The organism is Rhizobium sp. 0TCS1.26 (genome assembly GCF_050455525.1).
GTDB lineage: Bacteria > Pseudomonadota > Alphaproteobacteria > Rhizobiales > Rhizobiaceae > Neorhizobium.
On the sequence record NZ_JBCIYV010000004.1, the window covers coordinates 335,452 to 360,758 of the forward strand.

Here is a 25,307-nt window from a genome sequence, read left to right on the forward strand (position 1 = left end):
AAGGCATGAATGAATCCTGAACGTATTCAGCCGCTTGGAATCGATAATATGACCTGTTTGTGCATGAAAGGCATGACGCGGAACGCCGCTCAGCGCGTAAAAGCGCCAGCCTGCACTTGGTTCCATGGCACGGCAAGCGCCGGATCGACGCCCTCCGGCCCTCCGGCAGGCGTGCCGGCGCACGGCCCCCTCGCCGGCGTTGCGCAAGACCCTTACCGGCGCCAGGCTATCCTGCTAGAGCTATCGGCCTGCCAAGACTGCGCGGAACGCGCAAAGACGCTGTGAATGGTGAGACCCATGACGATTCAGTTCTCCAATGACATGCCCGAACTCGTGGCGGTGCGCCGCTATCTCCACCAGCACCCCGAGCTTGGGCTTTCCGAGTTCAAGACCTCCGATTTCATTGCCGCGCAACTGACGGCTCTTGGCTACGAGGTGACGCGTGGCCTTGGCCAGACCGGCCTCGTCGCAACGCTGAGGAACGGATCCGGCACCCGCGCCATCGGCATCCGCGCCGATATCGATGCCCTGCCGATCACCGAGGAAACGGGCGCCGAACACACGAGCCTGAACACCGGCATGATGCATGCCTGCGGCCACGACGGACACACGGCGATGCTGCTCGGCGCGGCGAAATCCCTGTCGGAGCGCCGTAGTTTTGACGGCACGGTGCATCTGATCTTCCAGCCCGCCGAAGAAAACTTCGCCGGTGCCAAGCTGATGATTGACGACGGGCTGTTCGACCGTTTCCCCTGCGACGCGGTGTTCGGCCTGCACAACGAGCCGGCGCTTCCGTTCGGCAAGATCGCCGTCAAGGAAGGCCCGATCATGGCTGCGGCGGACGAGTGCCTGATCGTCGTCAACGGTCGCGGCGGACATGGCGCCGAGCCGCAGGACGCCTCCGACCCGATCGTCTGCGGCGCCAGCATCATCATGGCGCTGCAGACCGTGGTGTCGCGCAACCTGCACCCGATGGAGCAGGCCGTCGTGACGATCGGCGCCTTCAACGCCGGCAAGGCGAGCAACGTCATTCCCGAACGGGCGGAGATGGCGATCACCATCCGCTCTTTCGACCAGACGGTCCGCGACATGCTGGAGAAGCGCATCCGGGAAGTCGCCGAGGGCCAGGCGGCAAGCTACGGCATGAGCGTCACGATCACCTACGAGCGCGGCTACGAGCCGACCATCAACCACGCGGCAGAGACCGACTTCGTGCGCAGCGTGGCGCAGCGGGTGGTCGGTCAGGAAAACGTGGTCGACCTGCCGCGGCCGTCGATGGGCAGCGAAGACTTCGCCTTCATGCTCGCCGAACGTCCCGGCAGCTACTTCCTGCTCGGCACCGGCCGGACGGACAACGACCCGCCGCTTCACCACCCGCGCTTCGACTTCAACGACGACGCGCTGCCAATCGGCGTGGCGATGTGGGTGGAAATCGCGGAAACCTTCCTCAAGCCCGCCTGAGGACTTTCCACGCAAATAAAAAAGCCTCCCGCGACGGCGGAAGGCTTTCTCCAGGAGGATCGAGTGTCGTTCGCTCAGTGGACGAGGCCGAGCACCAGCGCGCCGACGAATCCGAAGGCGGCGACGGTGAGCGCCCCGTAGCAGGTTCGCAGCACCCCTCGGTCGAGGACAAGGCTTGCAACACCGTCGCGTCGTACCGATACCCTTTGATGTCGATGGGTCATTGTCGCTCCTCCTGCGTCACAATCACGTCACAGATGTTAACTCATCTCTACTCGATTGGTAGAGATCATCTTCCACCGAGACCAGCACTTCGGGAAAATTCTTCCAACCGACTTGACCGGCAGACCGGAAGCGGAAGAGTGCTTCCTGGAACGGGTGGGAGAGGGATTGTATGGCGGATATCGATGCGGTCGTCGTCGGCGCGGGCTTGATAGGCCTTGCCTGCGCCCGCGAACTGGCGCTGTCGGGTGCATCGGTCCTGATCCTCGAAGGCGAGACCGCTATCGGCACCGGCACCTCGTCGCGCAACAGCGAAGTCATCCATGCCGGGCTCTACTATCCGCACGGCAGCCTGAAGGCCCGGTTGTGCCTGGAAGGACGCGAACGGCTGTACGATTTCTGCCAGACGCACGGTGTTGCGCATCGGCGCTGCGGCAAGCTGATTGTCGCATCCACCGAGCAGGAGCTCCCGGTGATCGAGAACCTCAGGCAGAAGGGCGAGGCCAATGGCTGCACCGATCTGCGCCTGCTGTCCGCGGACGAGGCGCGACGGCTCGAACCATCGCTCGCCTGCGTCGGCGCCCTCTTGTCGCCCTCGACCGGCATCATCGACAGCCACGCCTACATGCTGGCGCTCCAGGGTGACGCCGAGGATGCCGGCGCACAGATCGCTCTGCGGGCACCGCTTCTGAGCGCCCGGATTGAGCCCGAGGGTTTCATCGTCAGCGCCGGTGGAGCCGATCCGCTTGAGCTCTCCTGCCGCATGCTGATCAACGCCGCAGGCCTTGCCGCCTCAACGGTTGCCGGGAGCATCGAGGGCCTGGCTCCGCAACACATCCCGCCGACGCGCTATGCCAAGGGCAGCTATTTCATGCTGACAGGCAAGGCGCCGTTCACGCATCTCATCTATCCGGCGCCGCACGCCCATGGTCTGGGCGTTCACCTGACGCTCGACCTCGGCGGCCAGGCGCGCTTCGGTCCCGACGTCGAATGGGTGGAAACGATCGACTACGCCGTCGATCCGGCCCGCCGCGCGGGGTTCGACGCGGCGATCCGCCGCTACTGGCCAGACCTGCCGGACGATGCCCTGGTGCCGGGCTATTCCGGCATCCGTCCGAAGATCAGCGAGCCTGCCGACCCGGCTGCAGATTTCCGCGTCGATGGTCCGCAAATTCATGGGGTCGCCGGGCTCGTCAACCTGTTCGGCATCGAGAGCCCGGGGCTGACGGCATCGCTCGCCATCGCCGGCCATGTGGCTGACCTGATCCTCCCGGATCGTCGCCAGGCCGCTAGCGGCGTTCCGTCTCGCTGAGGCCCTCGTCTGCCATGTTCGGCCGGATCAGCGCCTTGATCGGAAGGTGATCGGACGCCACGCGGGCAAGCGCCGAATCGTGCACCTTCACCGCATCGATGAGGCCGGGCCGGTTGCTCATGATGCGGTCGAGCGCCAGCACCGGCAACCGCGATGGAAAGCTTGGAACCGCAGCCGGCATGCCGCGGAAGGTCTTTGCCAGCGAATTCAGCGAGGAGCGATCGCCCAGCCGCCATTCGTTGAGGTCGCCCATCAGCAGTGTCGGGTGGTCGTCGCGGGAGCTTAAGATGTCGAGGATCATCCGGGCCTGCTGCTGACGTGACCGGTTGAGCAGACCGAGATGGGCGGCAATCACCCGCAGCACGGTGCCGTCCTTCAGCTCCAGTTCGGTCATCAGCGCGCCGCGCGGCTCAAGTCCGGGCAGCCGCAGCGGATGCACGTCGCGCACTATTCCCTCGCGGAAGAACAGCACATTGCCGTGCCATCCATGCGCCTTGCTGACACCGCCGATCGGCACCGGCAGCAGCCCCGCCTCGCGCTCCATCCAGCCGAGATCGAGGAGACCCCGCCGTTCGCCGAACCGGCTGTCCGCCTCCTGCAGCGCCAGCACGTCCGGGCCGATCTCGCGGATGACGTTGGCGATGCGGCTCGGATCGAACCGTCCATCGACCCCGACGCATTTGTGGACATTGTAGGAGGCGACGAGAAGCGCGGCGGCATCCCGCTCCGAAGCCGCGCTTCCTTCAAGGCCGCGTTGCTTGCGATTGCGCAGCGATGAAATGATGCTGGCGGGGAGATTGGGCCTCTGTCCAGAGGACCGTCGAGTGGGATCGAAAACCATGATGCCAGTATAGCGCGGCGGCGACCTGCTTCCAGTCCCGGATCAAAGATAGGGCGAGCCGAGCCAGAGGATCCGTTCGAACAGCCGCACCGGCAGTGGCCGGGCGCGCAGCACGTCGAGCAGCACCGGCGCCGAGCTTTCCAGGGCCTTCACGAACCGGGCTTCCAGGGCTTCGGCGAACGCGCTGTCGAAAATCTCGACGTCGACCTCGAAGTTGAGGCGCAGCGATCTCGGGTCCATGTTCGACGAGCCGACATAGGCCCAGCGTCCGTCGACCACCATCAGCTTGGAATGGTTGAAGGGCCCCGAGGCGCGCCAGATACGGCAGTCGCCCTTGAGGATCTGGTCGAACTGCGCGGTCATCGCCCGGTCAACAAGCGTCAGATTGTTTGACGCCGGCACGATGATGTCGACCTCGACGCCGCGTCGCGCTGCCGTCGCCATGGCGCTGATCAGTTCGCGGTCCGGCAGGAAGTAGGGCGAAATGATCTTGATCGACGAGCGGGCGACGGATACCGCGCCCATCAGCATCTTGTGGTTTGTCTCGAGGCTGCGGTCGGGGCCGGACGCCACAACGCGCGCCAGGAGCGCCTCGCCAGGCTCACCGGACGGCGGTTCTATCCGCCAGGGTTCGTGTGTCAGCACCTCGCCATTGGCGAAACGCCAGTCTTCGGCAGCCACGGCGAACAGATCCGCGACCGCCGGGCCGGTGATCCTGAAATGTGTGTCGATGGCGCAGTCGTCGCCGGTGAACTCCCGCGAGAACGCCTCGCGGATATTGATGCCGCCGGTAAACGCCGTCGCGCCGTCCACCACCATGATCTTCCGGTGGGTGCGCAGATTGGCATAGGGCATGCGCAGCCCCATGATGACGTTGCCGTTGAACACGTCGACGGTCACGCCGCCGTCGCGCAACATGCCGAGGACGCTCGGCACCGAATAGCGGGCACCGACGGCATCGATCAGCACCCGCACCTCGACGCCGCGCGACGCCGCCTCCGACAGAGCCTTGACGATCCGCCGGCCGATCCGGTCCCGGTCGAAGATGTAGGTTTCGAGGATGATGCTGCGCCGGGCGCTGCCGATCGCCTCCAGCATGGAGGCATAGGCGGCATCGCCGCCATCCAGCACGGCGACGCTGTTGCCGGTCGTCACCAGCCGTCGGGCGACCCGGTCGCCCAGCGTCTTCATCGCCATGAACCGCCGGCCGAACTGCAGCGCGACGATATCATCCGAGGCATCGAAGGAGGCCATGTGGCCGGAGAAATCGCCCTGCCGCAGGAGACGCTGGTTGAACACCGCAGTACGCCGGATCCGGTTGATGCCGACCACCAGGTAGAGAAGCGCGCCGATCAGTGGCGACAGCACGATGACGCCGACCCAGCCGATCGCCGAGCGTACCTCTTCCTTGGTCATGGCCGCATGGATGGCAGCCGTCGCCCCCATCAGCACCGACAGGGCAAAGACGATGTGCGGCCAGTAGGGCGACAGGAGATCCAACATGCCCCAGATATACGCAGGAGCCCCAAGCCCGCAATCGGCTATTTCGAACATCGTTCGAGACGGGGATGGCAGCCCGACATCTGGAGCCACTGTACGGTATCGGACATATTTACCGACTGATAACCATAAACAGGCACAGTAGCCGGCCAGAGAGACCCGCCTTCCCGGCGACGTCTGCAACGAGGTCATCATGACGACCGCACATGGCATGCCTGTTCAGCAGACTGTTGCAGCCACGCCGCGCTCGATGCGCGTCGTCACCGGCAGTATCAGCACCGAACTCTCGCGCTTCAGTGCCGACAACACCCATGTGGTGAAGCAGATCAAGCTTCTGGCCATCAACGCGCTGATCGAGGCGGCGCGCGCCGGGGAGACCGGCAAGGGCTTTGCCGTGGTCGCCAACGAGGTGCAGCGTCTTGCGCATGTGGCGACCGACATCGCCGGCCGCTTCGAGAGCAACGTGCTGGGACGCATCGGCGTCGGCCAGCTGATGGCCGATGCGCTGGTCAACGAGATGGAGGGCGTGCGGCTGACGGACCTCGCCCAGACGCTGGTGCAGCTGATCGTCCGCAACCTCTTCGAGCGCACTGCCGATGTCCGCTGGTGGGCAACGGACCCGGCGCTGTGGCAGGCGCTGCAGGAGCCCGGTTCGGAGCGATCGGAGTTTGCCGCAAGCCGGCTCGGCGTGATCAACCGGTTCTACACCGTCTATCATGACCTGGTCCTCACCGATCTTTCCGGCCGCATCATCGCCTCTGCCAATCCCGCCCACCAGCGCAAGATCGCCGGACGCTCGCTGGCCGGAGATCCGTGGTTCCAGAAGGCCGCCCAATGCCGGTCGGGCGACGACTATATCGTCGACGAGGTGAAGGAGAGCCCGCTTCACAACGGTCACCATGTTCTGGTCTACGCCACCGGCGTCCGTGAGGGCGGCACGGGCGATGGCAGGCTGATCGGCACGCTGGGCGTCTATTTCGACTGGCAGAACCAGGGCCACGCGATCGTCGAGAAGGAGGCGAACCTGCCCGAGCAGCAGGCGCAGCGTTCGACGGTCATGTTGCTCGACGAGAACGCCCGGGTCATCGCCTGCAACCGCCCGGAGCAGCTGTTCTCTCATTTCGCGCTTCGCCGCGACGGCGACCGACAGAAGGGCAGCTACTACAACGACGACGGAGCGATCGTCGCCTATGCCCGCACGCTCGGTTACGAGGATTACGACGGGCTCGGATGGTGCGGTGTCGTGGTTCAGGAAACCGAGAGCGACGATGCCATCCGCTGCCAGCTGGAGCAGCGGACGACAAGATAGACCGACCTCAGTTCAGGCGGCCGCCCATGGCGACAATCGGCGGCTCGGTGCCTGCCGGGATCGGGCTGCGATAGGTCTGGCCCTTCAGCCGGCGCTTCAGATCCGCCCAGGCGGCCTCGCGCAACTGCTCGCTCTGCAGTGCCGCCAGCCCCGTCGCCGCCATCGCCTTGGCAGCCGAGATCATGCCCTTGTGGGCCAGCGGGCTCTTGCCCTGCGAGACGACCTGCCACGTGTGCAGCTGGGTGCCGATGGCAAGCGTCGGGCCGTAGGCCTGCACCGTCGGCACCACCCAGCTGACGTCCGAAACGTCGGTGGAGCCGCCCATTTGCCGCACCTCGTTGTGGCGCGGCAAAATGAAGTCTGCAAGCGGGATGTCGCGCTCCTCCAGCCGCTCCTGCGCCCAGCTTGCGGCGATATCCTCGGCGGTCAGCGTATCGCGGATGGCCTGCGCGAAGGCGTGGTCCTTGTCATCGAAATCGGGCGCGCCGAGGCTCTCCCAGATATCCTGCATGGTGTCCATCAGCGGCGTGTTGACGATCAGGTTCGACACGCCGGAGAGGACGATGTTTTCCATCTTCGTCTCGGTCATCAGTGCCGCGCCCTCGGCAACCTTCTTCACACGCTCGATCAGCGAAAACAGGCCGGCAAGCTCCGGCGCCCGCACGACGTAACGGACCTTGGCATGCGCCTGCACGACGTTCGGCGAAATGCCGCCCGCATCCAGAAGTGCGTAGTGGATGCGGCAATCCTGCTGCATGTGCTCGCGCAGATAGTTGACGCCGACATTCATCAGCTCGACCGCATCGAGCGCGCTGCGGCCAAGTTCGGGGCTGGCTGACGCATGCGAGGCGCGACCGGAAAAGGTGAAATCGATTCGGCAATTGGCGAGCGATGTCTCGCGCTGGACGCCGGCAAAATTGCTCGGATGCCAGCAGATCGCCACATCGACGTCTTCGAAGGCGCCGGCGCGAACCATGAATGCCTTGGCGGCACCGCCTTCTTCGGCCGGGCAGCCATAATAACGCACCCGTCCCGGAGTGCCCGTCTCCTCCAGCCAGTCCTTGAGCGCGGTCGCCGCCAGCAGTGACGCGGAGCCGAGCAGGTTGTGGCCGCAGCCGTGACCGTTGGCGGCCGGCGTCAGCGGATCGTGATCCGCGGTGCCGGCTTTCTGGCTGAGGCCGGCCAGCGCATCATATTCGCCGAGGAAGGCAATGACCGGTCCGCCCTCGCCCGCCTCGCCGATCAAGGCGGTCGGAATGCCGGCGACGTTCTGGGTGATCGTGAAACCCTGCGTCTCCAGCATTTCGCGGTGGGCTGCAGCAGACTCGACCTCCATGTAGCAAGTTTCAGGCGTCGCCCAGACGCGGTCCGCGAGCTCCTTGAACACCTCCCTTTTTCTGTCGACGGCATCGAAGATTTCGGGGTGGTTGCTGCTGCTCATGGACATCGAATTTCACCTGCATGCGATAACGGAAACGACGGCGACCCTACTCCAGCCGAAGCCAAACGCCAACCTTTCTTGCAGCGATCAGGAATGCCGCATTTTTGCGCAAAGTGCCGCTTCAAGGCGCTCCCAGCCGTCCACGCCAGGCAGACCGATGCGCAGCACGTCCGGATGCTCGGAGAAGCGCCGGACGAGGATGCCGGCCTGTCCCAGATGCTCAAACACGGCCTGTGCGCGCCGATCGCGCAGATAGCGGAACAGCGAGGTGCCGCCACAGACATTGAGGCCGGCGGTGGCGAGCAGTCCATCCAGGCGGCCTGCATCTTGTGTCAGACGCGCGCACATCTGCGCCTGCCACGCATGGTCGCGAAATGCTTCGCGCCCCACATGCAAGGTCGGTCCTGGAATAGCCCAGGGTCCGAGCCGTGCCGACAGCCATTCGGCGATCGGTTGAGGCGCAACGGCAAATCCCAGCCGCACGCCGGCAAGCCCATAGAACTTGCCGAACGAGCGCAGCACGATCAGCCCGTCATGCACGCCATCCACGACGCTGTGCGATGGGGCGATCACCTCCATGAAGGCCTCGTCGACCAGCAGCAGGCCACCCTTGCTCGACAGGCGACGCGACAGAGCAAGCAGATCGTCGCGCGCAAAAAGTCGGCCATCGGGATTGTTGGGGTTCACCACGATCGCCAGATCGGCCGACGACATGTCCTCGAAATGGGCGGTCTCGTTGACGGTGAAGCCGCAGAGACGGGCGAGGCGCGCATGCTCGGCATAGGTGGGCGACAGGATCGCCGCGGTTCTGCCGGCGCCAGCCGAGGGTCCGAATACCGCCTCGATGATCAGCGGCAGCAGGATGTGCGTGCCGGGTGCCGCGGCCAGGTGATCAGCCGACGGCGCGCCATAGGCCCGTGCAGCCTCGCCCTTCAGGCAGGCCAGATCGGCGGGCTCCGGCAGCCGGGAAAAAGCGGTGGCCGGAGGGGGGGAATAGGGATAGGAGTGCGGGTTGATGCCGGTGGACAGGTCGATCCACGGTGTCGGCGCATCCGGAAACATCTGCTGCGCACGCGCCAGATTGCCGCCGTGCTCGATCGCCTGCCCGTCCTGCTTGCCCTGTTTGAGATCCATGGCCTTTTCTCTCGCCTTCCTCGCCCTGCTTATTGAACGGCTTGTCGGTTATCCGCAATGGCTGGTTGCCCGGATCGGCCATCCGGTGATGTGGATCGGAGCGCTGATCGGGCGACTGGAGAAGCGCTTCAACAACCTGTCGCTGTCCTTCGACCATCGGCGCCGCAATGGCGTCATCGCCTTCCTGATCCTGGCCGGTATGACGCTCACCGTCTCGCTGATCGTTGAGCGAAGCCTCACCTGGTTGCCGTTCGGCCTGTTCTTCGTCGCGATCGTCTCGTCGAGCCTGATTGCCCAGAAAAGCCTGGAAGCGCATGTGAAGGCTGTCGCCGTGGGGCTCGAGACCGACGGCCTGGACGGCGGGCGCAAGGCCGTGTCGATGATTGTCGGCCGCGATCCCGATCAACTGGACGAGGCGGGCGTCAGCCGTGCGGCGATCGAGAGCCTAGCCGAAAACTTTTCCGACGGCATCACCGCGCCCGTCGTCTGGCTCGGCCTGCTCGGCCTTCCGGGCGCCGCGCTCTACAAGGCGACGAACACTGCCGACAGCATGATCGGCCACCGGAACGCCCGCTACGGCGCCTTCGGCTGGGCCGCCGCCCGCTTCGACGACCTCGTCAACCTGCCGGCCTCTCGGCTGACGGCGCTGTTGTTCATCGCCGCGGCCGCCATCGTGCCCGGCGCCTCGGCGAAGGCCGCATGGGGCGCCGTCCGGCGGGACGCCCGAAAGCACAAGTCGCCGAATGCCGGCTGGCCGGAGGCGGCGATGGCCGGTGCGCTGGGGCTGGCACTTGCCGGCCCGCGTGTCTACGACGGCGTGCTGGTCGACGACCACATGATGGGCGAAGGCGGGCGCCGCGAGGCGACTGCCGATGACATAAGACGGGCGCTGGCGCTGGCGCGCGTCGCCGACCTGCTGCTGATCATCCTCTTCGGCCTGCTGGCCGACGGATTCAGCGTGCTAGGGTGAGCAGCCCGTCGAGATCGAGGTGCTTCTCCATGTGCGCGGCCAGCCGGTCGAGCACCTCTTCGACACCCTGCTCGTAATCGAGCCGGCTCGACGTTCCACCCAGCCGCTTCAGCCAGGCGGACCGCTGCCGATCGTTCGAAAACAACCCGTGGACATAGGTGCCGCTGACGAGGCCCGAAGCGGATATCGCGCCCTCCCGAGTGCCGTCGATCCGGCCGAAAGGTCGCGCTCGATCGGGACCGTCGGTTTCGCCGACATGCATTTCATAGCCGGCAAACGACGTACCGTCCGAAGTCTCGCCGGCAACGGCAACCAGGTGTTTTTCGCCGGTCAGCCGCGTCGCCACGTCGAGCAGCCCGAGCCCCGTCTCCACGGCGCCGGCCGGTCCCTCGATACCGTCAGGATCGCCGACCGACTGGCCAAGCATCTGGTACCCGCCGCACAGTCCGAGCACCGGCCGGCCGCGCCGCACGTGGACGGCGATGTCGATGTCGAAGCCGGCGCTCTTCAGAGCCCGCAGATCGGCGATGGTTGCTTTCGATCCCAGCAGCAGGATGAGATCCGCATCTGCCGGCAGCACCTCGCCGGGCCGGACCCGAACCAGCTGCACCTGCGGCTCGGCGTCAAGCGGATCCAGATCGTCGAAATTCGACACATGCGGCAGCAGCGGCACGGCGATGCGGATCCTCGCGCCGGCCTTCTCGGCGGGTGCCGAATTCAGGGCCAGCGCATCTTCGGCCGGCAGGCGGACGGCGTCAGTGAAATGCGGCAAGAGACCGATCGGCGACCAGCCGGTAAACCCTTCGATCATCCGCATGCCCTCGGCAAACAGTGCCGGATCGCCGCGGAAGCGGTTGACGATGAAGCCACGGATCATCGCTGCATCGGCAGCGTCCAGCACCAGCTTGGTGCCGGCGATACTGGCGATCACGCCGCCGCGGTCGATATCGCCGATCAGCACGACCGGCACGTCGGCGGCGCGGGCGAAGCCCATATTGGCGATGTCGTTGCGCCGTAGGTTGATCTCGGATGCGCTGCCGGCGCCTTCGACCAGCACCAGGTCCGCCTGGCTCCTCAGCCGCTCGAAGCTGTCGAGCACGCGCGGCATCAGGCCCGCCTTCATCTGCTGGTATTCGGCGGCTTTCGCATTCCCCTCGACCTTGCCCTGAACCACCAGCTGGGCGCCGACATCGCTCTGCGGCTTCAAAAGCACCGGGTTCATGTGCACCGAGAGCGGCACCCTGGCGGCACGCGCCTGCAGGGCCTGCGCCCGGCCGATCTCGCCGCCGTCGGCGGTGACGGCGGCGTTGTTGGACATGTTCTGCGGCTTGAACGGCACCACCCGCAGACCACGCAGAGTGAACGCCCGCGCCAGGCCGGCGACGATCAGCGACTTGCCGACGTCGGAGCCGGTGCCCTGGAACATCAGCGCCCTTGCCGTCACCACGGCCGTCATCAGAACTCGATCCCGGCTTGCGCCTTCACACCAGCCTTGAAGTGATGCTTTACCAGCGTCATCTCGGTCACCATGTCGGCGGCTTCGACCAGCGCCGGCTTGGCATTGCGGCCGGTAACGATGACATGCAGGTCCGGTCGGCGCGCGACGAGATCGGCGACCACCTTTTCCAGATCCAGATAGTCGTAGCGCAGCGCGATGTTCAACTCGTCGAGGATGACGAGCCCAACCTCCGGCTGCGCCATCACCTCCAGCGCCTTCTCCCAGGCGCGGTCGGCGGCCTCGACGTCGCGCTTCAGGTCCTGGGTGTCCCAGGTGAACCCCTCGCCCATCGTGTGCCAGATCACCCGGTCGCCGAACGCCTGCATGGCATGCCGTTCGCCGGTATCCCAGGCGCCCTTGATGAACTGTACCACCGCCACCTTGCGGCCATGGCCGAGCATGCGCAGAGCCAGCCCGAAGGCAGCCGTCGACTTGCCCTTGCCGGGTCCGGTATTGACGATCAGCAGGCCCTTCTCGATGGTCTTCGAAGCCACTTCTGCATCCTGGACGGCCTTGCGGTTTTCCATCTTGCGCTTGTGGCGCTCGGCCTCCGAGACCTCGATGTCTTTCATGTGCGGCTCCCCTGTCGGCAGGCTTTGAGGCGGAGGCGGGACTATAGTCGATGCGCCCGCTCCGGCAATGGCCGACTGCCGCCATTGACACATCAGCGCCTAAGCGCATAGTGGAATGGCAACGGTCTTTTCCCGGCAACGGGGAAAGCTAAGAGGGAACGCGGTGCGGCATCAGTGCCAAAACCGCGGCTGCCCCCGCAACTGTAAGCGGCCCCCGCCACCACGAGCGGGAACCCGGCGCACCAGGCCACTGGAGGGATACCTTCGGGAAGGCCGCGCAAGGGCGACAATCCGCGAGCCAGGAGACCTGCCGTTGACGATCATGAATCCAGCCGGGCGGGGTGCTCCGGCACGGATGTTACCTGACATTCCGGCGCGTGGCCGTGAATGTGCGCCCCATCATGAAGCACGCTTGGGGTGTCGGTTTGGATCTTTCTCGGCAATTGAACGAACGCGACGCGGCGCAGGCGGTCGAGCCGGCACGCGTGGTGATCCACGTCTGCGAAACATGCCGCGGCACCGCAGACGGCACTGACTTGCCGCGCGACGGGTCGCGGCTTGCCGAGGCAACCCGCGATCTGGCCGCCGCGGGGATCGAGGTCCGCGGCGTCTCCTGCCTTGCCAACTGCAAGCGCGGGCTCAGCGCCGCAATTCTCAACCCTGACGGCTGGAGCTACGTCTTCGGCGACCTGACGACGGAAAGCGCCGAGGATCTGCTGACCGGAGCCCGCCTGCTGGCCGGGTCGACGGACGGCCTGATGCCCTGGAAGGGCCGCCCCGACAGCCTGAAGCGCGGCATGATCGCCCGCGTGCCGCCCCTCGATTTCACGCCCCATCAGAAGCCTTAAAGGACCGTCCATGACCTCTTCGCTCACCCGCATCCCCTGCACCGTCGTCACCGGCTTTCTCGGCGCCGGAAAGACGACGCTGTTGCGCCATGCCCTGCAGAACCTGGAAGGCAAGCGGCTGGCGGTGATCGTCAACGAGTTCGGCGATGTCGGGATCGACGGCGAGATCCTCAAAGGCTGCGGCGTCGAGAGCTGCCCGGAAGACAACATCATCGAGCTGGCCAATGGCTGCATCTGCTGCACGGTCGCCGACGATTTCGTCCCCGCCATCGACCGCATTCTGGCGATGCAGCCGAAGGTCGACCACATCCTCATCGAAACCTCCGGCCTGGCACTGCCCAAGCCGCTGGTGCAGGCCTTCCAGTGGCCGAGCGTTAAGAGCCGCGTGACGGTGGACGGCGTCATCGCCGTCGTCGATGGTCTGGCGCTGGCCGAGGGTCGCGTCGCCGACGACATGCAGGCGCTCGCCGAGCAGCGTGCCGGGGATGAGGCGCTGGATCACGACGACCCGGTCGAGGAAGTGTTCGAAGACCAGATCGCCTGCGCCGACCTCGTCATCCTGACCAAGGCCGACCTTTTGTCCGCTGACGGCCTGGAACGGGCGCGGGCGCATGTCAGCGACCACCTGCCGCGTGCCGTGCGCATCGTCGAAGCGGCCAATGGCGTCGTCGACCCGGCGATCTTCATCGGCCTCGGCCTTGCGGTGGAAGACGACATCGAGAACCGCAAGACGCACCACGACGGCGAACTGGACCACGAGCACGACGACTTTGACAGTTTTGTCCTCGATATTCCGGCGATCGCCGATCCGGAAGCACTCAGCCTGCGCATCGCCCAGGTGACCGAGGCGGAAAAGGTGCTGCGCATCAAGGGTTACGTGGAAGTTGCCGGCAAGCCGATGCGGCTTCTGGTGCAGGCCGTCGGCCCACGCGTAAACCACTACTTCGATCGCCCCTGGGCGAACGGGGAGGATCGCCGCTCGCGCCTGGTCATCATCGGCGAGAAGGGCATCGATGCCGACCGGATCGGGAGGATGCTGGCCGCCTGATGCATATCCTTGCCACCACATCCTCGTCGCTCGACGACCTGATCGAACCGGTCGACCTCGACCAGACGCCGGGCGATGTGGTGGTGCTGTCGTTTACCGACAGCGATCTGAACGGCATCGCGTCCGCCTGGGCTTCGGCTGAGGTTCGCAGCACGATCGACGGGCTGACGCTGCGCCTGGCGCAACTGTCCGACCTAAGGCACCCGATGTCGGTGGACCTGTGGATCGACAAGGTGGCGCGCCACGCGCGCGTCATCCTGGTGCGGGTGCTGGGCGGCTATGACCGGTGGCGCTATGGCGTCGATGAACTATCGCGGCTGGCCAGAAGCCGGGCCATTCCGCTGGTGCTGCTGCCGGGCGAATGCAGCGAGACGGATGAGAGGCTCGCTTCCGCCTCGACGGTGAGCGAGGCCGAGATCGCCCGGCTGCTGTCGTTCTTCCGCGAAGGCGGTCCGGACAATCTGCAGCGGCTGACGGACGAGCTTCGCGGGCTTGCGCTCGGCAACGCATCCGACGGCATCTCTGCCGTCAGCGTGCCGAAGATCGGCTTCTATCGACCGGGCCTTGGAGTCGTGTCGCAGGCGGAGGCGCTGCGCGGCCTTGAAGGCCGCAAGATCCTGCCGCTGCTGTTTTACCGGTCGATGCTGCTCGCAGCCGACGTGGCGCCGATCGACGCACTGGCCAAGGCGCTTGAAGCCCGCGGCTTTGCCCCCCTGCCCGTCTTCGTTCCGGGGCTGAAGGACCGGCAGACCCTGTCCTTCCTGCGCGACAGCTTCGCCGAGATGAAGCCCGCCGCCATCGTCACCGCCACAGCCTTCGCCAGCAATGCAGCCCTTGACGGCAGGACGCTGTTCGAGGTCCTCGGCGTGCCGGTTTTCCAGGCAGTGATCGCGACGACGAGGCGGCAGGACTGGCTGGAAGGTCGCCGCGGACTCGGGCCCTCCGACCTTGCCATGCATGTGGTGCTGCCGGAACTCGACGGGCGTGTGCTGGCCGGCGTGATCTCGTTCAAGGATGCGCGTGAAGCGCAGAGCGACCACGGCTTTCCCGGCTATGCCAACCGCCCGGAGCCGGATCGCGTCGAGGCCGTGGCGGATCGCATCGCACGACATCTGACGCTGCAGGGGACGCCGCGCGAAAAACGCCGCATCACCATCCTGATGCCGGATTATCCGGGTGCCGCGGGCCGCACCGGCTATGCCGTCGGACTGGACGTGCCGGAAAGCGTACTCCACATGCTGCGGCTGTTGCAGGCCGAGGGGTACGCAGTCTCTGCAGTGCCCGAGACGGCGAAGGATCTCATGGACCGGGTCCTCAAGGGGGCCGAGCGTCTGCCGGCAGCGGCCTATGTCGGCTACTTCGAAGGACTTCCGGCCGAATCTCGCGACGCGGTCACCGCCAGCTGGGGTGATCCGTTAGCCGACGAAGCATCCGATGGCGACGGTTTCCGTTTCCGGGCCGCCCGCTTCGGCAATGCCACGGTGGCGCTCGCGCCGGATCGCGGCCGCGAGGCGGACCGACGCACCGACTATCACGATCCGGCCCGCCCGCCACGCCACGCGCTGCTCGCCTTCGGCTGCTGGATGCAGAGGGCAATGCGGAGCGACGCGATCGTTCATGTCGGCGCCCACGGGACGCTGGAATGGCTGCCGGGCAAGAATGTTGCGCTGACCAGCGCCTGCTTTCCGGAGATTGTCACCGGCAATCTGCCGGTCATCTACCCGTTCATCGTCTCCAATCCCGGCGAGGCGGCGGTTGCCAAGCGGCGCATCGCGGCGCTCACCATCGGCCATCTGCCGCCGATGCTGGCCGCAGCAGGCCTGTCGCCGCAGCAGCAGAAGCTCGAACTGCTGGTTGACGAATATGCGCAGGCCGACGGGCTGGATCGCCGCCGCCGCGACCGGCTGGCGCGGCTGATCGTCGAGACGGCGGAAGAAACCGGCCTGGACGGGGAGGCCGGGATCCGCCCGACGGACGATCCCGACGCCGCACTGGCGCGGATCGACGCGTTCCTCTGCGACCTCAAGGATTTCGCCATCAAGGACGGCCAGCATGTGTTCGGACGGCAAGACGGCCTGGAAACCGACAGGCTGCGGATCGACAGCGCCCGGGCCGAGCGCGACAGCCTGATCGCCGCACTCGACGGTCGCTATATTGCTCCCGGGCCGTCCGGCGCGCCGGCCCGTGGACGCCGTGACGTGCTGCCGACCGGCCGCAATCTCTACGCCTCCGATCCGCGCACGATGCCGACGCCGACGGCCTTCGAGCTCGGTCGGCTCGCCGCCGACGAAATCATCCGGCGCTACTTGCAGGACCACGGCGACTGGCCGAAAAGCCTGGTCATCGACCTTTGGGGCAGCGCGACCTTACGCAGCGGCGGCGAAGAGGTGGCGCAGGGTCTGGCGCTGATGGGCGCAAGACCTGTGCAGGATCCGGCGACCGGACGCGTCACCGGCATCGAGGTCCTGCCGCCGGCGGTGCTCGGTCGCCCGCGCGTCGACGTGACCTTCCGCATTTCCGGGCTGTTTCGAGACATGTTCCCGTCGCTGATCGCATTACTGGACGCCGCCGCTCGCGCCATCGCGGCGCGCGAGCACGAGGCCGACGGTGACAATCCGCTGGCCCAGGCCGCACGGATGTCGGGCATCATTCCGCCACGCATCTTCGGCTCCGCACCCGGCACCTACGGGTCCGGCATCGAGGAGCAGCTGGCGTCGGGCGACTGGCAGGACCGCCAGGACCTTGGCCGCGCCTATCTCGCCATGACCAGCCACGCATTCGGTGGGCCGGAGGGCGAGGAACGGCCCGCTGCCGCCGATTTCGAGGAGCGGGTGCGCGCAGCCGATCTGCTCGTACATACGGGCGACGACCCCGGGCGCGACCTGCTCGACGGGTCAGGCGACGTTGCCTTCATCGGCGGTTTCGCCGCAGCCGTGGCGGCCCTTGGCGGCAAGGCCGACATCATCGCGCTGGACACCACCGACCCGGCCCGCCCCCGCGCCCGCTCGCTTGCCGAGGCCGTGACGCGCGTGGTGCGGGCGCGCGCCGTCAACCCGCGCTTCATCGACGGGCAGATGCGCCACGGGCCGCGCGGAGCGGCCGAATTTGCCGAAACCGTCGACCGGCTGGTCGGCTTTGCCGAGACCACGCATGCCGTGCCGCAGAGCCTGATCGACGCCGTCTACGACGCCTATGTCGCCGACGAACGGGTTCGCGATTTCGTGCTCGACCAGAACCCGGAAGCTGCCGGCGCCATCGCTGACCGGCTGATCTCTGCCCGCCGTCGCGGCCTCTGGCAACCGCGCCGCAATTCTGTGGATCGCGATCTGGAACTGCTGCGCGACATGGCGAGAGAAAGGGAGCGGGCATGACCGCGCTCTCCCCAACCTCTCCTCTCGCCGCCCCCGCTGCCCGCTCATCCTTCGCCCGCGGCGCCTGCCCGGCGCTCGATGCGCCTATGCTGACCGGTGACGGTTATCTCACCCGGCTTGCGTTCTCCGAGGATCTGACGCCGCAGCAGCTCCAGTCGCTCTGCACGCTGTCGGAGCGCCACGGCAATGCGACGGTGGATATCACCGCCCGCGGCAACCTGCAGATCCGCGGGCTGTCCGAGATTTCCGCGCAGGCACTCGAGCGCGATGTCCGCAGCCTTGACCTGCCGCTGCGCGAAGGGCTTGCCGTGGAGTGGTCGCCGCTTGCCGGCGAAGATCCGGACGAGGCGACCGATCCGCGCCCGCTGGGATCTGCCATCATCGAGGGTGCCGGTCGACTGGCCGGTCATCTGGCGCCGAAGATGTCGGTCGTCATCGATGGAGGCGGGCGGATCGACCTTGATCACCTGCTCGCCGACATCCGCCTGCGCGCTTTCCGGAGCGGCGGGACGATCAATTGGCAGCTGACCCTGGGCGGCACCGCGGCGACGGGACGTTTGATCGGCCAGCTGGCGGATGCGGATGCCGCCGGCATCGTCCTGGCGCTGCTGGAGCGGCTGGCGCTGCTCGGCACCAAGGCCCGCGGTCGTGATCTCGCAGCTGGCGATCTGCCAGCCCAGATGCGGATGCAGGTGACGGCGCCGATGGGCCGACCGACAGCGTCGGTGCCTGCCCCCTTCGGCACCTTCGATCTTCGAACAAGTGCGGCGGCACGCATTGCCGTGGCCTTCGGCCAATGCGGCGCCGAGCGGCTGCACGCGCTGGCGCAGGAGGCGGAGCGGCTGGGAATAGCGCGGCTGAGGCCGGCTCCGGACCACGCGCTGATCGCCTTCGGAAGCGCCCCAGACTGCGAGGCGTTGGTGGAGCATGCCGCGCGGCAGGGCTTCATCACGCGTGCCGGCGATCCGCTCGCGGAGATTTCCGCATGCCCGGGCATCCGCGCCTGCAGATCCGGACGCTATGCGACGCATGAGACGGGCCGGGATGCGGCGCGCAATGCGGCAGCGCTGCTGGATGGCTCCGTGCGGCTGCATCTTTCCGGCTGCGAGAAGGGCTGCGCTCATCCCACCCGGGCGACGCTGACGCTCGCCGGCGCGGCCGATGGAACGCATCTTGTCTTCGATGGCAAAACCACCGATACCCCGCTGCAATTGCTGGCCTCCGGCTCCGAAGCTGCGGCACTGGCTGTTCTGTCTGCCCTGATGGAGACCGAGCGCCGGCCCGGCGAAACGAGCCGCGACTGTCTTGCCCACCTCGGTCCAGCCAGGATCACTGCGGCGCTTTCTGAAGGTACCCGATGACCGACTACGACTACATTCGCGACGGCGACGCGATCTATGCGAAATCCTTTGCCATCATCCGCGAGGAAGCCGATCTCTCCGCATTCGCGCCCGACGAGGCGGATGTGGCGATCCGGATGATCCATGCCTGCGGACTGGTGGAAGCCGCAGCGCACTTCCGCTTTTCGCCGGGCTTCGTTACCGCGGCGCGCGGCGCTCTCCTTGCCGGAAAGCCGGTTCTCTGCGATGCGCAGATGGTCGCCCACGGCGTGACGCGCGCCCGCCTGCCGGCCGGAAACGAGGTCGTCTGCACGCTGCGCGATCCGCAGGTGCCGGAGATCGCCAGGCGTGTCGGCAACACCCGCTCGGCAGTGGCGCTGGAACTGTGGGCCGACCGGCTGGAGGGCGCCTTGGTTGCGATCGGCAATGCACCCACTGCACTCTTCTACCTGCTCGAAATGCTCGACCGCGGATGCCCGAAGCCCGCCGCCATCATCGGCATGCCGGTCGGCTTCGTCGGCGCCGCCGAAAGCAAGGAAGCTCTGGCCGAAAGCCTGCACATGATCCCTTACGCGATCGTCCGGGGCCGCATGGGCGGCTCAGCGATGACCGCAGCCGCCGTCAACGCATTGGCGAGGACCGGCCTGTGAGCGATATCCTGCCCGGCAAGGTTTTTGGCGTCGGCACAGGTCCCGGTGATCCGGAACTCCTGACGCTGAAGGCCGTGAAGGCGCTGAACGGCGCCGACGTGCTGGCGTTCTTCTGCAAGCGCGGATCGCGCGGCAATGGCCGCACGATCGTCGACGGCCATATGCGCGCCGACGTGATCGAGCTGCCGCTCGTCTACCCGGTGACCGTCGAGGAGGAGAAGGAGACCGACAGCTACAAGCGGGCGATCGACGGCTTCTTTGACCAGTCTGCCGCAGCCATTGCTCTTCATCTGCAGGCCGGCCGCAACGTCGCGGTGCTCAGCGAAGGCGATCCGCTGTTCTACGGGTCCTACATGCATCTGCACCTGCGGCTTGCGCCGCATTTCCCGGCCGAGGTCATTCCGGGCGTCACGGCGATGTCCGGCTGCTGGTCGATGGCCAACATGCCGCTGGTTCAGGGCGACGACATCCTGAGCGTCCTGCCGGGCACGCTGCCGGAGGAGAGGCTGGCTGAACGGCTGGCCGGCACCGACGGCGCAGTGATCATGAAGGTCGGCCGCAACCTGCCGAAGATCCGCCGGGCGCTGGCCAGCGTCGGCAAGCTGCAGGGCGCGATCTACGTCGAGCGCGGCACGATGCCGAATGGCGGGTTCATGCCGCTCACGGAACGCGACGAAGCCCCTGCACCCTATTTCTCGCTGGTGCTGGTGCCTGGCTGGAAGCATCGGCCATGACCGGAACGCTGACCGTCGTCGGGCTCGGACCCGGCAATGTGTTGCAGATCACGCCGGAGGCGCTGGCCGCCGTCGAACGGGCCTCCGATTTCTTCGGCTATGGCCCCTATGTCGAGCGTCTCGACCTGCGTGCCGACCAGCTCCGCCACGCCTCCGACAATCGCGAGGAAATGTCGCGTGCCGCCCAAGCACTGACGCTTGCCGCAACCGGCGCCGATGTCTGCGTCGTGTCCGGCGGCGATCCGGGCGTGTTCGCCATGGCGGCTGCCGTCTGCGAGGCGTTGGAGGCCGGGCCGGCCGAATGGCGCGAGGTCGAGTTTTCCGTCGTTCCGGGACTGACCGCCATGCTGGCCGTTGCCGCCAAGGCCGGCGCGCCGCTTGGCCACGATTTCTGCGCCATCTCGCTGTCGGACAACCTGAAGCCCTGGGAGATCATCGAAAGACGCCTGATCGCAGCGGCCGAAGCCGGCTTCGTCATGGCCTTCTACAATCCGGTCAGCAAGGCGCGGCCGCACCAGCTCGATCAGGCCTTCGACATCCTGCGCGCCCACCTTCCCGACACAGTGCCGGTGATTTTTGGTCGGGCTGCCGGCCGCCCGGACGAGAAGATCCGAATCGAAGCGCTGGCAGACGCCCGCGCCGACATGGCCGACATGTCGACCTGCATCATCGTCGGCTCGGTGGAAACCCGCCTGATCGAACGTCCCGGCCAGCGTCCGCTCGTCTATTCGCCACGTTCCTGGGGGAAGGCCTGAGCCACATGATCGGCGAGCGCATCAACAGTTTCGAACGCGACCACATCCGGCAGAAAGGGGCGGCGGATCATCACGACCTCCAGCCCCAGGTCGCGCGCCGCCGCGATCTTGCCGTAGCTCGCCCCACCGCCGGAATCCTTGCAGACAATCACCTCAATGCCGCTTTCCTGAAGAAGCGTCCGCTCATCCGCCTCGCGAAAAGGTCCGCGTGCCATGAGGTACGTGACCTGCGGCAGATCGAGCGGCGGCTCGACCGGATCGACGCTGCGCACCAGATAGACATGCTGCGGCGCCGCCTCAAACGGCAGGAGTTCCTGCCGGCCGAGCGCCAGGAAGGCACGGCGCGGCGTGCTCCCGAGCGCGGCAACCGCCTGTTCGACACTCTCCACCTCGGTCCATCGGTCGCCCGCCTGCCGCTCCCAGCCGGGACGGCGCAGCGCGACAAGGGACACGCCGGAGATCGACGAAGCCTTTGCAGCGTTGGCGGAAATCCGCGCCGCATAGGGATGCGTCGCGTCGATCAGCAGGTCGACCTTGCCGGCAGCGAGATAGCCGGCGAGACCCTCTGCGCCGCCGAACCCGCCAACCCGCACCGGAACCGGCTGCTCGGCCGGCTGGCGGGTGCGACCGGCGAGCGACAGTTCCAGCCGGAACCGGTTCATCGCCATCAGCCGTTCGGCGATCTGCCGCGCTTCGGTGGTGCCGCCGAGAATGAGAATGGAGTGTCGCACCATGGCTCCTGATCTGCCCGGACCTCTTGTAGCGCAAGCCCCCTGGTTGTCCATCACCGGCATCGGCGAGGATGGTCTGGCCGGGCTTGGCGACAACGCCAAACGGGCGATTTCCGGGGCAGAGATAGTCTTCGGCGGCCGCCGGCATCTCGATCTTGCAGCCGGGGCGATCACCGGCGACGCACGTGCCTGGCCGCAGCCTTTCGATCCCGCCATGCAGGACGTTCTTGCCCTGCGCGGGCGAAAAGTCTGCGTGCTGGCCTCGGGCGATCCGTTCTTCTTCGGCGTCGGCGTGACGCTTGCCCGCCATCTGCAACCCGGCGAGTTCGTCGCATTCCCGGCCCCGTCCGCCTTCTCGCTGGCCGCCTCCCGTCTGGGCTGGGCCCTGCAGGAGATCGAGACGGTGTCGCTGCACGGCCGGTCGCTGGACCTGATCCGCCCTCTCCTGCATCCCGGCCGCAAGCTGCTGGCGCTGACCTCCGATGCCGAAAGCCCGGCTGCGCTGGCAGCGTTGCTCACCGGCAGCGGCTTCGGACTTAGTCGGCTCACGATCCTGGAGGCGCTGGGCGGTCTGAAGGAACGCATGCGCACGATGACAGCGCTCGACTTCGCATTTGACGACATCGATCCGCTGAACATCGTCGCGCTGGAGGTGGAGGCCGACCGCAAGGCCCGCGTCCTGCCGCTCGGCTTCGGGCTTCCCGACGATCTGTTCGAGCACGACGGACAGATCACCAAGCGCGAGATCCGCGCCATGACGCTGGCCGCACTGTCCCCCCGGCGTGGCGAACTGCTGTGGGATATCGGCGCCGGCTCCGGTTCGATCGGCATCGAGTGGATGCTCGCTCACCCGTCGATGCGCGCCATCGCGATCGAGCAGCATGCCGAGCGTGCCGAGCGCGCGCGTCGAAACGCCGGAAACTTCGGTGTGCCGGGCCTGCGGCTTGTCGAAGGCCGGGCGCCGGACGCGCTGGCCGGCCTGCCGACCCCGGATGCGATCTTCATCGGTGGTGGTGGCAGTGGCGACGGCGTGCTGGAAGCGGCGATGACGGCGCTGAAAGTCGGCGGCCGGCTGGTTGCCAATGCCGTGACGCTGGAGATGGAGCGCGTGCTGCTGGCGGCGCAGGCCGAGTTCGGCGGAACGTTGACGCGCATCTCGGTCGACCGTGCCGAGCCGGTGGGCCGCATGACCGGCTGGCGTTCGGCAATGCCGGTCACCCAATGGAGTTACACGAAGATGGAGTTGCCGAGATGATCGCTGCGGGGATCGGGTGCCGCAAGGGCACCAGCGCCGAGACAATCCTGGCCGTACTTGAGGCGGCAATGACCGCGAGCGGCAGAACGGGAAGCCGCCCGCAGATCCTGGCAACCGGCCCACAGAAGGCGGCCGAAGGCGGGCTCCTGGAAGCCGCCCGCCAGCTGGGAATCGACTTAACCGTCGTCTCCGAGCCGGACATGCAGGCAGCATCGCCGCGCACGCTGACGCTCTCGCCGCACAGCGTCGCGCATGTGGGCATCCCGAGCTTCTGCGAAGCGGCGGTTCTGGCGGCGGCCGGCGCGACGGCGACGCTGCTGGGGCCACGTTACGTGGCCGACGGCGTCACCTGCGCCATCGCCATCACCGAGGATGCGGCATGACGGTTCATTTCATCGGCGCCGGCCCGGGTGCGGCCGACCTCATCACCGTGCGCGGTCGTGATCTCATCGCTCGCTGCCCCGTCTGCCTGTTTGCCGGCTCGATCGTGCCGCGCGAACTGATCGACTACTGCCCGCCGGGCGCCCGCGTGATCGACACGGCATCGCTGTCGCTGGACGAGATCGAGGCGGAATATCTCCGTGCCGAACAGGCCGGCGAGGACGTGGCGCGACTGCATTCCGGTGATCTTTCCGTCTGGAGCGCGGTCGCCGAACAGATGCGCCGGCTGGATCGCCTCGGCATCGATTACACGCTGACGCCGGGCGTGCCTTCGTTTGCGGCAGCGGCGGCGGCACTGAAACGCGAACTGACCATCCCGGAAGTGGCGCAGAGCCTCGTACTGACCCGCATTTCCGGTCGCGCCTCTAAGATGCCGGAGAAGGAGACGCTGAAGAACTTCGCCGCCACCGGATCGACGCTCGCCATCCATCTGGCGATCCACGCGCTGGAGCGTATCGTCGAGGACCTCGTGCCGTTCTACGGCGCCAATTGCCCGGTGGCGATCGTCGTCAAGGCCAGTTGGCCGGACGAGAAGATCGTGCGCGGCACGCTTGCCGATATCGCCGCGAAGGTAAATGACGACCCGATCGAGCGCACCGCCCTGATCTTCGTCGGGCCGGGGCTTCAGGCGGAAGATTTTCGGGAGAGCGCTCTCTACAGCACCGACTACGTGCGCCGGTTCCGGTCGCCGAAGGACGTGAGCGGGAGCAAGGACGAGGGATGATCGGACGGCGTGAACGGCGCTTCGCCAACCAGCCTGCCATCGCGGTCGAAGATCAGGATCTCGAGCGCGATGTCGTGGCTGCGCAGGGCGCTCGCGGCCGTCTGCCAGGCAAGTGCGGCGATGCTGTCGCCGAGCGGTACGCCGTCGTGCGCCGCCATCTGGAAGGCAAGCGCCACCGTATTGGCCGTGCGGATCTCCGCTGTGAGACGTTCGCTCGCCCCCGCCTCGCCGGCCAGTTTCGCCAGCGCCTCGAGATCCGCCAGGCCACGCTTCGAATGCACGTCCAGCATGCCCTGCGCCAGCTTGGTGATCTTGGCCACGCCGCCGGCAATGGTGATGCGCTCGACCGGGTGCCGGCGCAGGTATTTGAGCATGCCGCCGACGAAATCGCCCATGTCGATCAAGGCGGTTTCGGGCAGCCGGTGATGCGCCTGAACGGCCTGTTCGGAGGTCATCCCGGTGGCACCCGCCACATGGGTGAGGCCGGAGGCACGCGCCACGTCGATGCCGCGCCAGATGGAATGGATCCAGGCCGAGCAGGAAAACGGGATGACGATACCCGTCGTGCCAAGGATGGACAGGCCACCGACGATGCCGAGCCGACCGTTCAGCGTTTTCTGCGCCAGGATCTCTCCGCCGGGCACGGAAATCTCGACATCGAAATCCGTGGCGCCGCCTGCCACTTCTGCGATAGCCTCGGCGATCATCTGGCGGGGCATCGGGTTGATGGCCGGCTCGCCGGGCGCGATCGGAAGGCCGGGACGGGTGACCATGCCGACGCCTTCGCCGGCGAGGAACCGGATGCCGGCACCCGGCACTCCCCGGCGGACGGTGCTGACGATCAGCGCGCCGTGCGTGACGTCCGGATCGTCGCCGGCATCCTTGACGATACCGGCGCGGGCAAAACCCTCACCCGTTTCTTCCAGCGCCAGCGTGAAGCCGGGACGCTGGCCGCCGGGCAGCGTGATCTCGACCAGATCGGGGAAGCCCTGGCCTGTCAGCGCCAGGCAGGCCGCCTTGGTCGCGGCCGCAGCACAGGCGCCTGTCGTCCAGCCACGGCGCAGGTCCTTGCTTTCGGCTTCGTTGCTTTCCGCTTCCATGATTGTTTCTATACCGGTGAGCGCATCGTCCGTCACCGGCAAAAGGTTTG

At 66.7% G+C, this 25,307-nt stretch carries 23 protein-coding genes and 1 riboswitch; of the genes, 14 read left to right on the plus strand and 9 right to left on the minus strand.

Annotation, left to right across the window (positions count from 1 at the left end; translation table 11 throughout):
* Positions 1-297: 297 nt before the first annotated feature.
* Positions 298-1,461: a M20 aminoacylase family protein gene (locus tag AAIH46_RS19355; protein ID WP_430307687.1), complete on the plus strand. Its 1,164-nt coding sequence runs from the start codon at positions 298-300 to the stop codon at positions 1,459-1,461.
* 74 nt (positions 1,462-1,535) lie between these two features.
* Here AAIH46_RS19355 and AAIH46_RS19360 read toward each other — a convergent pair whose 3' ends face one another.
* Positions 1,536-1,685 (minus strand): hypothetical protein, encoded by a 150-nt coding sequence (locus AAIH46_RS19360; RefSeq protein ID WP_430307688.1) that lies wholly within the window; start codon positions 1,683-1,685, stop codon positions 1,536-1,538.
* Positions 1,686-1,855: 170 nt separating this feature from the next.
* Here AAIH46_RS19360 and AAIH46_RS19365 point away from each other — a divergent pair, with 170 nt between their 5' ends.
* Complete coding sequence (locus AAIH46_RS19365) at positions 1,856-2,995, plus strand: NAD(P)/FAD-dependent oxidoreductase (RefSeq protein ID WP_430307689.1); 1,140 nt, start codon at positions 1,856-1,858, stop codon at positions 2,993-2,995.
* On the opposite strand, the gene AAIH46_RS19370 is transcribed toward AAIH46_RS19365, so the two are convergent.
* Complete coding sequence (locus AAIH46_RS19370) at positions 2,973-3,836, minus strand: endonuclease/exonuclease/phosphatase family protein (RefSeq protein WP_430307690.1); 864 nt, start codon at positions 3,834-3,836, stop codon at positions 2,973-2,975. The genes AAIH46_RS19365 and AAIH46_RS19370 overlap by 23 nt on opposite strands.
* 42 nt (positions 3,837-3,878) lie before the next feature.
* The gene (gene cls, locus AAIH46_RS19375; protein WP_430307691.1) at positions 3,879-5,339 is read right to left on the minus strand and encodes a cardiolipin synthase; all 1,461 of its coding nucleotides are present in this window, start codon (positions 5,337-5,339) and stop codon (positions 3,879-3,881) included.
* A gap of 190 nt (positions 5,340-5,529) precedes the next feature.
* On the opposite strand from cls, the gene AAIH46_RS19380 reads away from it, so the two are divergent.
* Complete coding sequence (locus AAIH46_RS19380; protein WP_430307692.1) at positions 5,530-6,645, plus strand: methyl-accepting chemotaxis protein; 1,116 nt, start codon at positions 5,530-5,532, stop codon at positions 6,643-6,645.
* Between the two features lie 7 nt (positions 6,646-6,652).
* Here the strand turns inward: AAIH46_RS19380 and AAIH46_RS19385 are convergent, their stop codons facing one another.
* Both AAIH46_RS19385 and cobD read right to left on the minus strand, forming a co-directional pair.
* On the minus strand, positions 6,653-8,092 hold the full coding sequence (locus tag AAIH46_RS19385; RefSeq protein ID WP_430307693.1) for a M20 family metallopeptidase: 1,440 nt from the start codon (positions 8,090-8,092) through the stop codon (positions 6,653-6,655).
* 81 nt (positions 8,093-8,173) lie between these two features.
* Complete coding sequence (cobD, locus tag AAIH46_RS19390; RefSeq protein ID WP_430307694.1) at positions 8,174-9,220, minus strand: threonine-phosphate decarboxylase CobD; 1,047 nt, start codon at positions 9,218-9,220, stop codon at positions 8,174-8,176.
* On the opposite strand from cobD, the gene cbiB reads away from it, so the two are divergent.
* Positions 9,219-10,190, plus strand: coding sequence for an adenosylcobinamide-phosphate synthase CbiB (gene cbiB / locus AAIH46_RS19395; protein WP_430307695.1), 972 nt, complete (start codon positions 9,219-9,221; stop codon positions 10,188-10,190). The genes cobD and cbiB overlap by 2 nt on opposite strands.
* Here the strand turns inward: cbiB and AAIH46_RS19400 are convergent.
* Together AAIH46_RS19400 and cobO are read right to left on the minus strand one after the other, a co-directional pair.
* Positions 10,174-11,634, minus strand: coding sequence for a cobyric acid synthase (locus AAIH46_RS19400; protein ID WP_430307764.1), 1,461 nt, complete (start codon positions 11,632-11,634; stop codon positions 10,174-10,176). The two genes, cbiB and AAIH46_RS19400, sit on opposite strands and share 17 nt — an antisense overlap.
* Positions 11,635-11,645: 11 nt before the next feature.
* Positions 11,646-12,260, minus strand: a complete 615-nt coding sequence (gene cobO, locus AAIH46_RS19405) for a cob(I)yrinic acid a,c-diamide adenosyltransferase (RefSeq protein WP_430307696.1) — start codon at positions 12,258-12,260, stop codon at positions 11,646-11,648.
* A 105-nt stretch (positions 12,261-12,365) separates the two neighbouring features.
* A riboswitch (cobalamin riboswitch) is annotated at positions 12,366-12,589 on the plus strand.
* Between the two features lie 114 nt (positions 12,590-12,703).
* Here cobO and AAIH46_RS19410 point away from each other — a divergent pair.
* From AAIH46_RS19410 to AAIH46_RS19440, 7 genes are read left to right on the plus strand one after another with little or no spacing between them, the layout of a single operon-like run.
* Positions 12,704-13,108 (plus strand): DUF1636 family protein, encoded by a 405-nt coding sequence (locus AAIH46_RS19410; RefSeq protein ID WP_430307697.1) that lies wholly within the window; start codon positions 12,704-12,706, stop codon positions 13,106-13,108.
* A gap of 10 nt (positions 13,109-13,118) precedes the next feature.
* Positions 13,119-14,156, plus strand: coding sequence for a cobalamin biosynthesis protein CobW (gene cobW, locus AAIH46_RS19415; protein WP_430307698.1), 1,038 nt, complete (start codon positions 13,119-13,121; stop codon positions 14,154-14,156).
* Positions 14,156-17,527 (plus strand): cobaltochelatase subunit CobN, encoded by a 3,372-nt coding sequence (gene cobN, locus AAIH46_RS19420; RefSeq protein ID WP_430307699.1) that lies wholly within the window; start codon positions 14,156-14,158, stop codon positions 17,525-17,527. Before cobW ends, cobN begins: the two co-directional genes overlap by 1 nt.
* Positions 17,524-18,888 (plus strand): precorrin-3B synthase, encoded by a 1,365-nt coding sequence (cobG, locus tag AAIH46_RS19425; protein ID WP_430307700.1) that lies wholly within the window; start codon positions 17,524-17,526, stop codon positions 18,886-18,888. The genes cobN and cobG overlap by 4 nt, the downstream gene beginning before the upstream one ends.
* Positions 18,885-19,517, plus strand: a complete 633-nt coding sequence (locus AAIH46_RS19430; protein WP_430307701.1) for a precorrin-8X methylmutase — start codon at positions 18,885-18,887, stop codon at positions 19,515-19,517. Before cobG ends, AAIH46_RS19430 begins: the two co-directional genes overlap by 4 nt.
* On the plus strand, positions 19,514-20,251 hold the full coding sequence (locus AAIH46_RS19435) for a precorrin-2 C(20)-methyltransferase (protein WP_430307702.1): 738 nt from the start codon (positions 19,514-19,516) through the stop codon (positions 20,249-20,251). Before AAIH46_RS19430 ends, AAIH46_RS19435 begins: the two co-directional genes overlap by 4 nt.
* Positions 20,248-21,006: a precorrin-3B C(17)-methyltransferase gene (locus AAIH46_RS19440; RefSeq protein WP_430307703.1), complete on the plus strand. Its 759-nt coding sequence runs from the start codon at positions 20,248-20,250 to the stop codon at positions 21,004-21,006. Before AAIH46_RS19435 ends, AAIH46_RS19440 begins: the two co-directional genes overlap by 4 nt.
* Here the strand turns inward: AAIH46_RS19440 and AAIH46_RS19445 are convergent.
* Positions 20,976-21,740 carry a cobalt-precorrin-6A reductase gene (locus AAIH46_RS19445; RefSeq protein WP_430307704.1) on the minus strand — a complete coding sequence of 255 codons (765 nt, stop codon included), beginning with the start codon at positions 21,738-21,740 and terminating at the stop codon, positions 20,976-20,978. The two genes, AAIH46_RS19440 and AAIH46_RS19445, sit on opposite strands and share 31 nt — an antisense overlap.
* Between AAIH46_RS19445 and cbiE the strand changes: the two genes are divergently transcribed.
* The 3 genes from cbiE to cobM are packed head-to-tail and all read left to right on the plus strand — an operon-like array spanning position 21,739 to position 24,157.
* Positions 21,739-22,992: a precorrin-6y C5,15-methyltransferase (decarboxylating) subunit CbiE gene (gene cbiE, locus AAIH46_RS19450; protein WP_430307705.1), complete on the plus strand. Its 1,254-nt coding sequence runs from the start codon at positions 21,739-21,741 to the stop codon at positions 22,990-22,992. The genes AAIH46_RS19445 and cbiE overlap by 2 nt on opposite strands.
* Positions 22,989-23,375, plus strand: coding sequence for a cobalamin biosynthesis protein (locus tag AAIH46_RS19455; RefSeq protein ID WP_430307706.1), 387 nt, complete (start codon positions 22,989-22,991; stop codon positions 23,373-23,375). Before cbiE ends, AAIH46_RS19455 begins: the two co-directional genes overlap by 4 nt.
* Complete coding sequence (gene cobM / locus AAIH46_RS19460) at positions 23,372-24,157, plus strand: precorrin-4 C(11)-methyltransferase (RefSeq protein ID WP_430307707.1); 786 nt, start codon at positions 23,372-23,374, stop codon at positions 24,155-24,157. The genes AAIH46_RS19455 and cobM overlap by 4 nt, the downstream gene beginning before the upstream one ends.
* Here cobM and AAIH46_RS19465 read toward each other — a convergent pair.
* Complete coding sequence (locus tag AAIH46_RS19465; protein ID WP_430307708.1) at positions 24,100-25,257, minus strand: cobalt-precorrin-5B (C(1))-methyltransferase; 1,158 nt, start codon at positions 25,255-25,257, stop codon at positions 24,100-24,102. The genes cobM and AAIH46_RS19465 overlap by 58 nt on opposite strands.
* Between the last annotated feature and the right edge of the window lie 50 nt (positions 25,258-25,307).

Coding starts and splice junctions, on each gene's coding strand:
- AAIH46_RS19355 (WP_430307687.1), top strand. CDS start 298: ATGACGATTCAGTTCTCCAATGACATGCCCGAACTCGTGGCGGTGCGC.
- AAIH46_RS19360 (WP_430307688.1), bottom strand. CDS start 1,685: ATGACCCATCGACATCAAAGGGTATCGGTACGACGCGACGGTGTTGCA.
- AAIH46_RS19365 (WP_430307689.1), top strand. CDS start 1,856: ATGGCGGATATCGATGCGGTCGTCGTCGGCGCGGGCTTGATAGGCCTT.
- AAIH46_RS19370 (WP_430307690.1), bottom strand. CDS start 3,836: ATGGTTTTCGATCCCACTCGACGGTCCTCTGGACAGAGGCCCAATCTC.
- cls (WP_430307691.1), bottom strand. CDS start 5,339: ATGTTGGATCTCCTGTCGCCCTACTGGCCGCACATCGTCTTTGCCCTG.
- AAIH46_RS19380 (WP_430307692.1), top strand. CDS start 5,530: ATGACGACCGCACATGGCATGCCTGTTCAGCAGACTGTTGCAGCCACG.
- AAIH46_RS19385 (WP_430307693.1), bottom strand. CDS start 8,092: ATGTCCATGAGCAGCAGCAACCACCCCGAAATCTTCGATGCCGTCGAC.
- cbiB (WP_430307695.1), top strand. CDS start 9,219: ATGGCCTTTTCTCTCGCCTTCCTCGCCCTGCTTATTGAACGGCTTGTC.
- cobD (WP_430307694.1), bottom strand. CDS start 9,220: ATGGATCTCAAACAGGGCAAGCAGGACGGGCAGGCGATCGAGCACGGC.
- cobO (WP_430307696.1), bottom strand. CDS start 12,260: ATGAAAGACATCGAGGTCTCGGAGGCCGAGCGCCACAAGCGCAAGATG.
- cobW (WP_430307698.1), top strand. CDS start 13,119: ATGACCTCTTCGCTCACCCGCATCCCCTGCACCGTCGTCACCGGCTTT.
- cobN (WP_430307699.1), top strand. CDS start 14,156: ATGCATATCCTTGCCACCACATCCTCGTCGCTCGACGACCTGATCGAA.
- cobG (WP_430307700.1), top strand. CDS start 17,524: ATGACCGCGCTCTCCCCAACCTCTCCTCTCGCCGCCCCCGCTGCCCGC.
- AAIH46_RS19430 (WP_430307701.1), top strand. CDS start 18,885: ATGACCGACTACGACTACATTCGCGACGGCGACGCGATCTATGCGAAA.
- AAIH46_RS19440 (WP_430307703.1), top strand. CDS start 20,248: ATGACCGGAACGCTGACCGTCGTCGGGCTCGGACCCGGCAATGTGTTG.
- cbiE (WP_430307705.1), top strand. CDS start 21,739: ATGGCTCCTGATCTGCCCGGACCTCTTGTAGCGCAAGCCCCCTGGTTG.
- AAIH46_RS19445 (WP_430307704.1), bottom strand. CDS start 21,740: ATGGTGCGACACTCCATTCTCATTCTCGGCGGCACCACCGAAGCGCGG.
- AAIH46_RS19455 (WP_430307706.1), top strand. CDS start 22,989: ATGATCGCTGCGGGGATCGGGTGCCGCAAGGGCACCAGCGCCGAGACA.
- cobM (WP_430307707.1), top strand. CDS start 23,372: ATGACGGTTCATTTCATCGGCGCCGGCCCGGGTGCGGCCGACCTCATC.
- AAIH46_RS19465 (WP_430307708.1), bottom strand. CDS start 25,257: ATGGAAGCGGAAAGCAACGAAGCCGAAAGCAAGGACCTGCGCCGTGGC.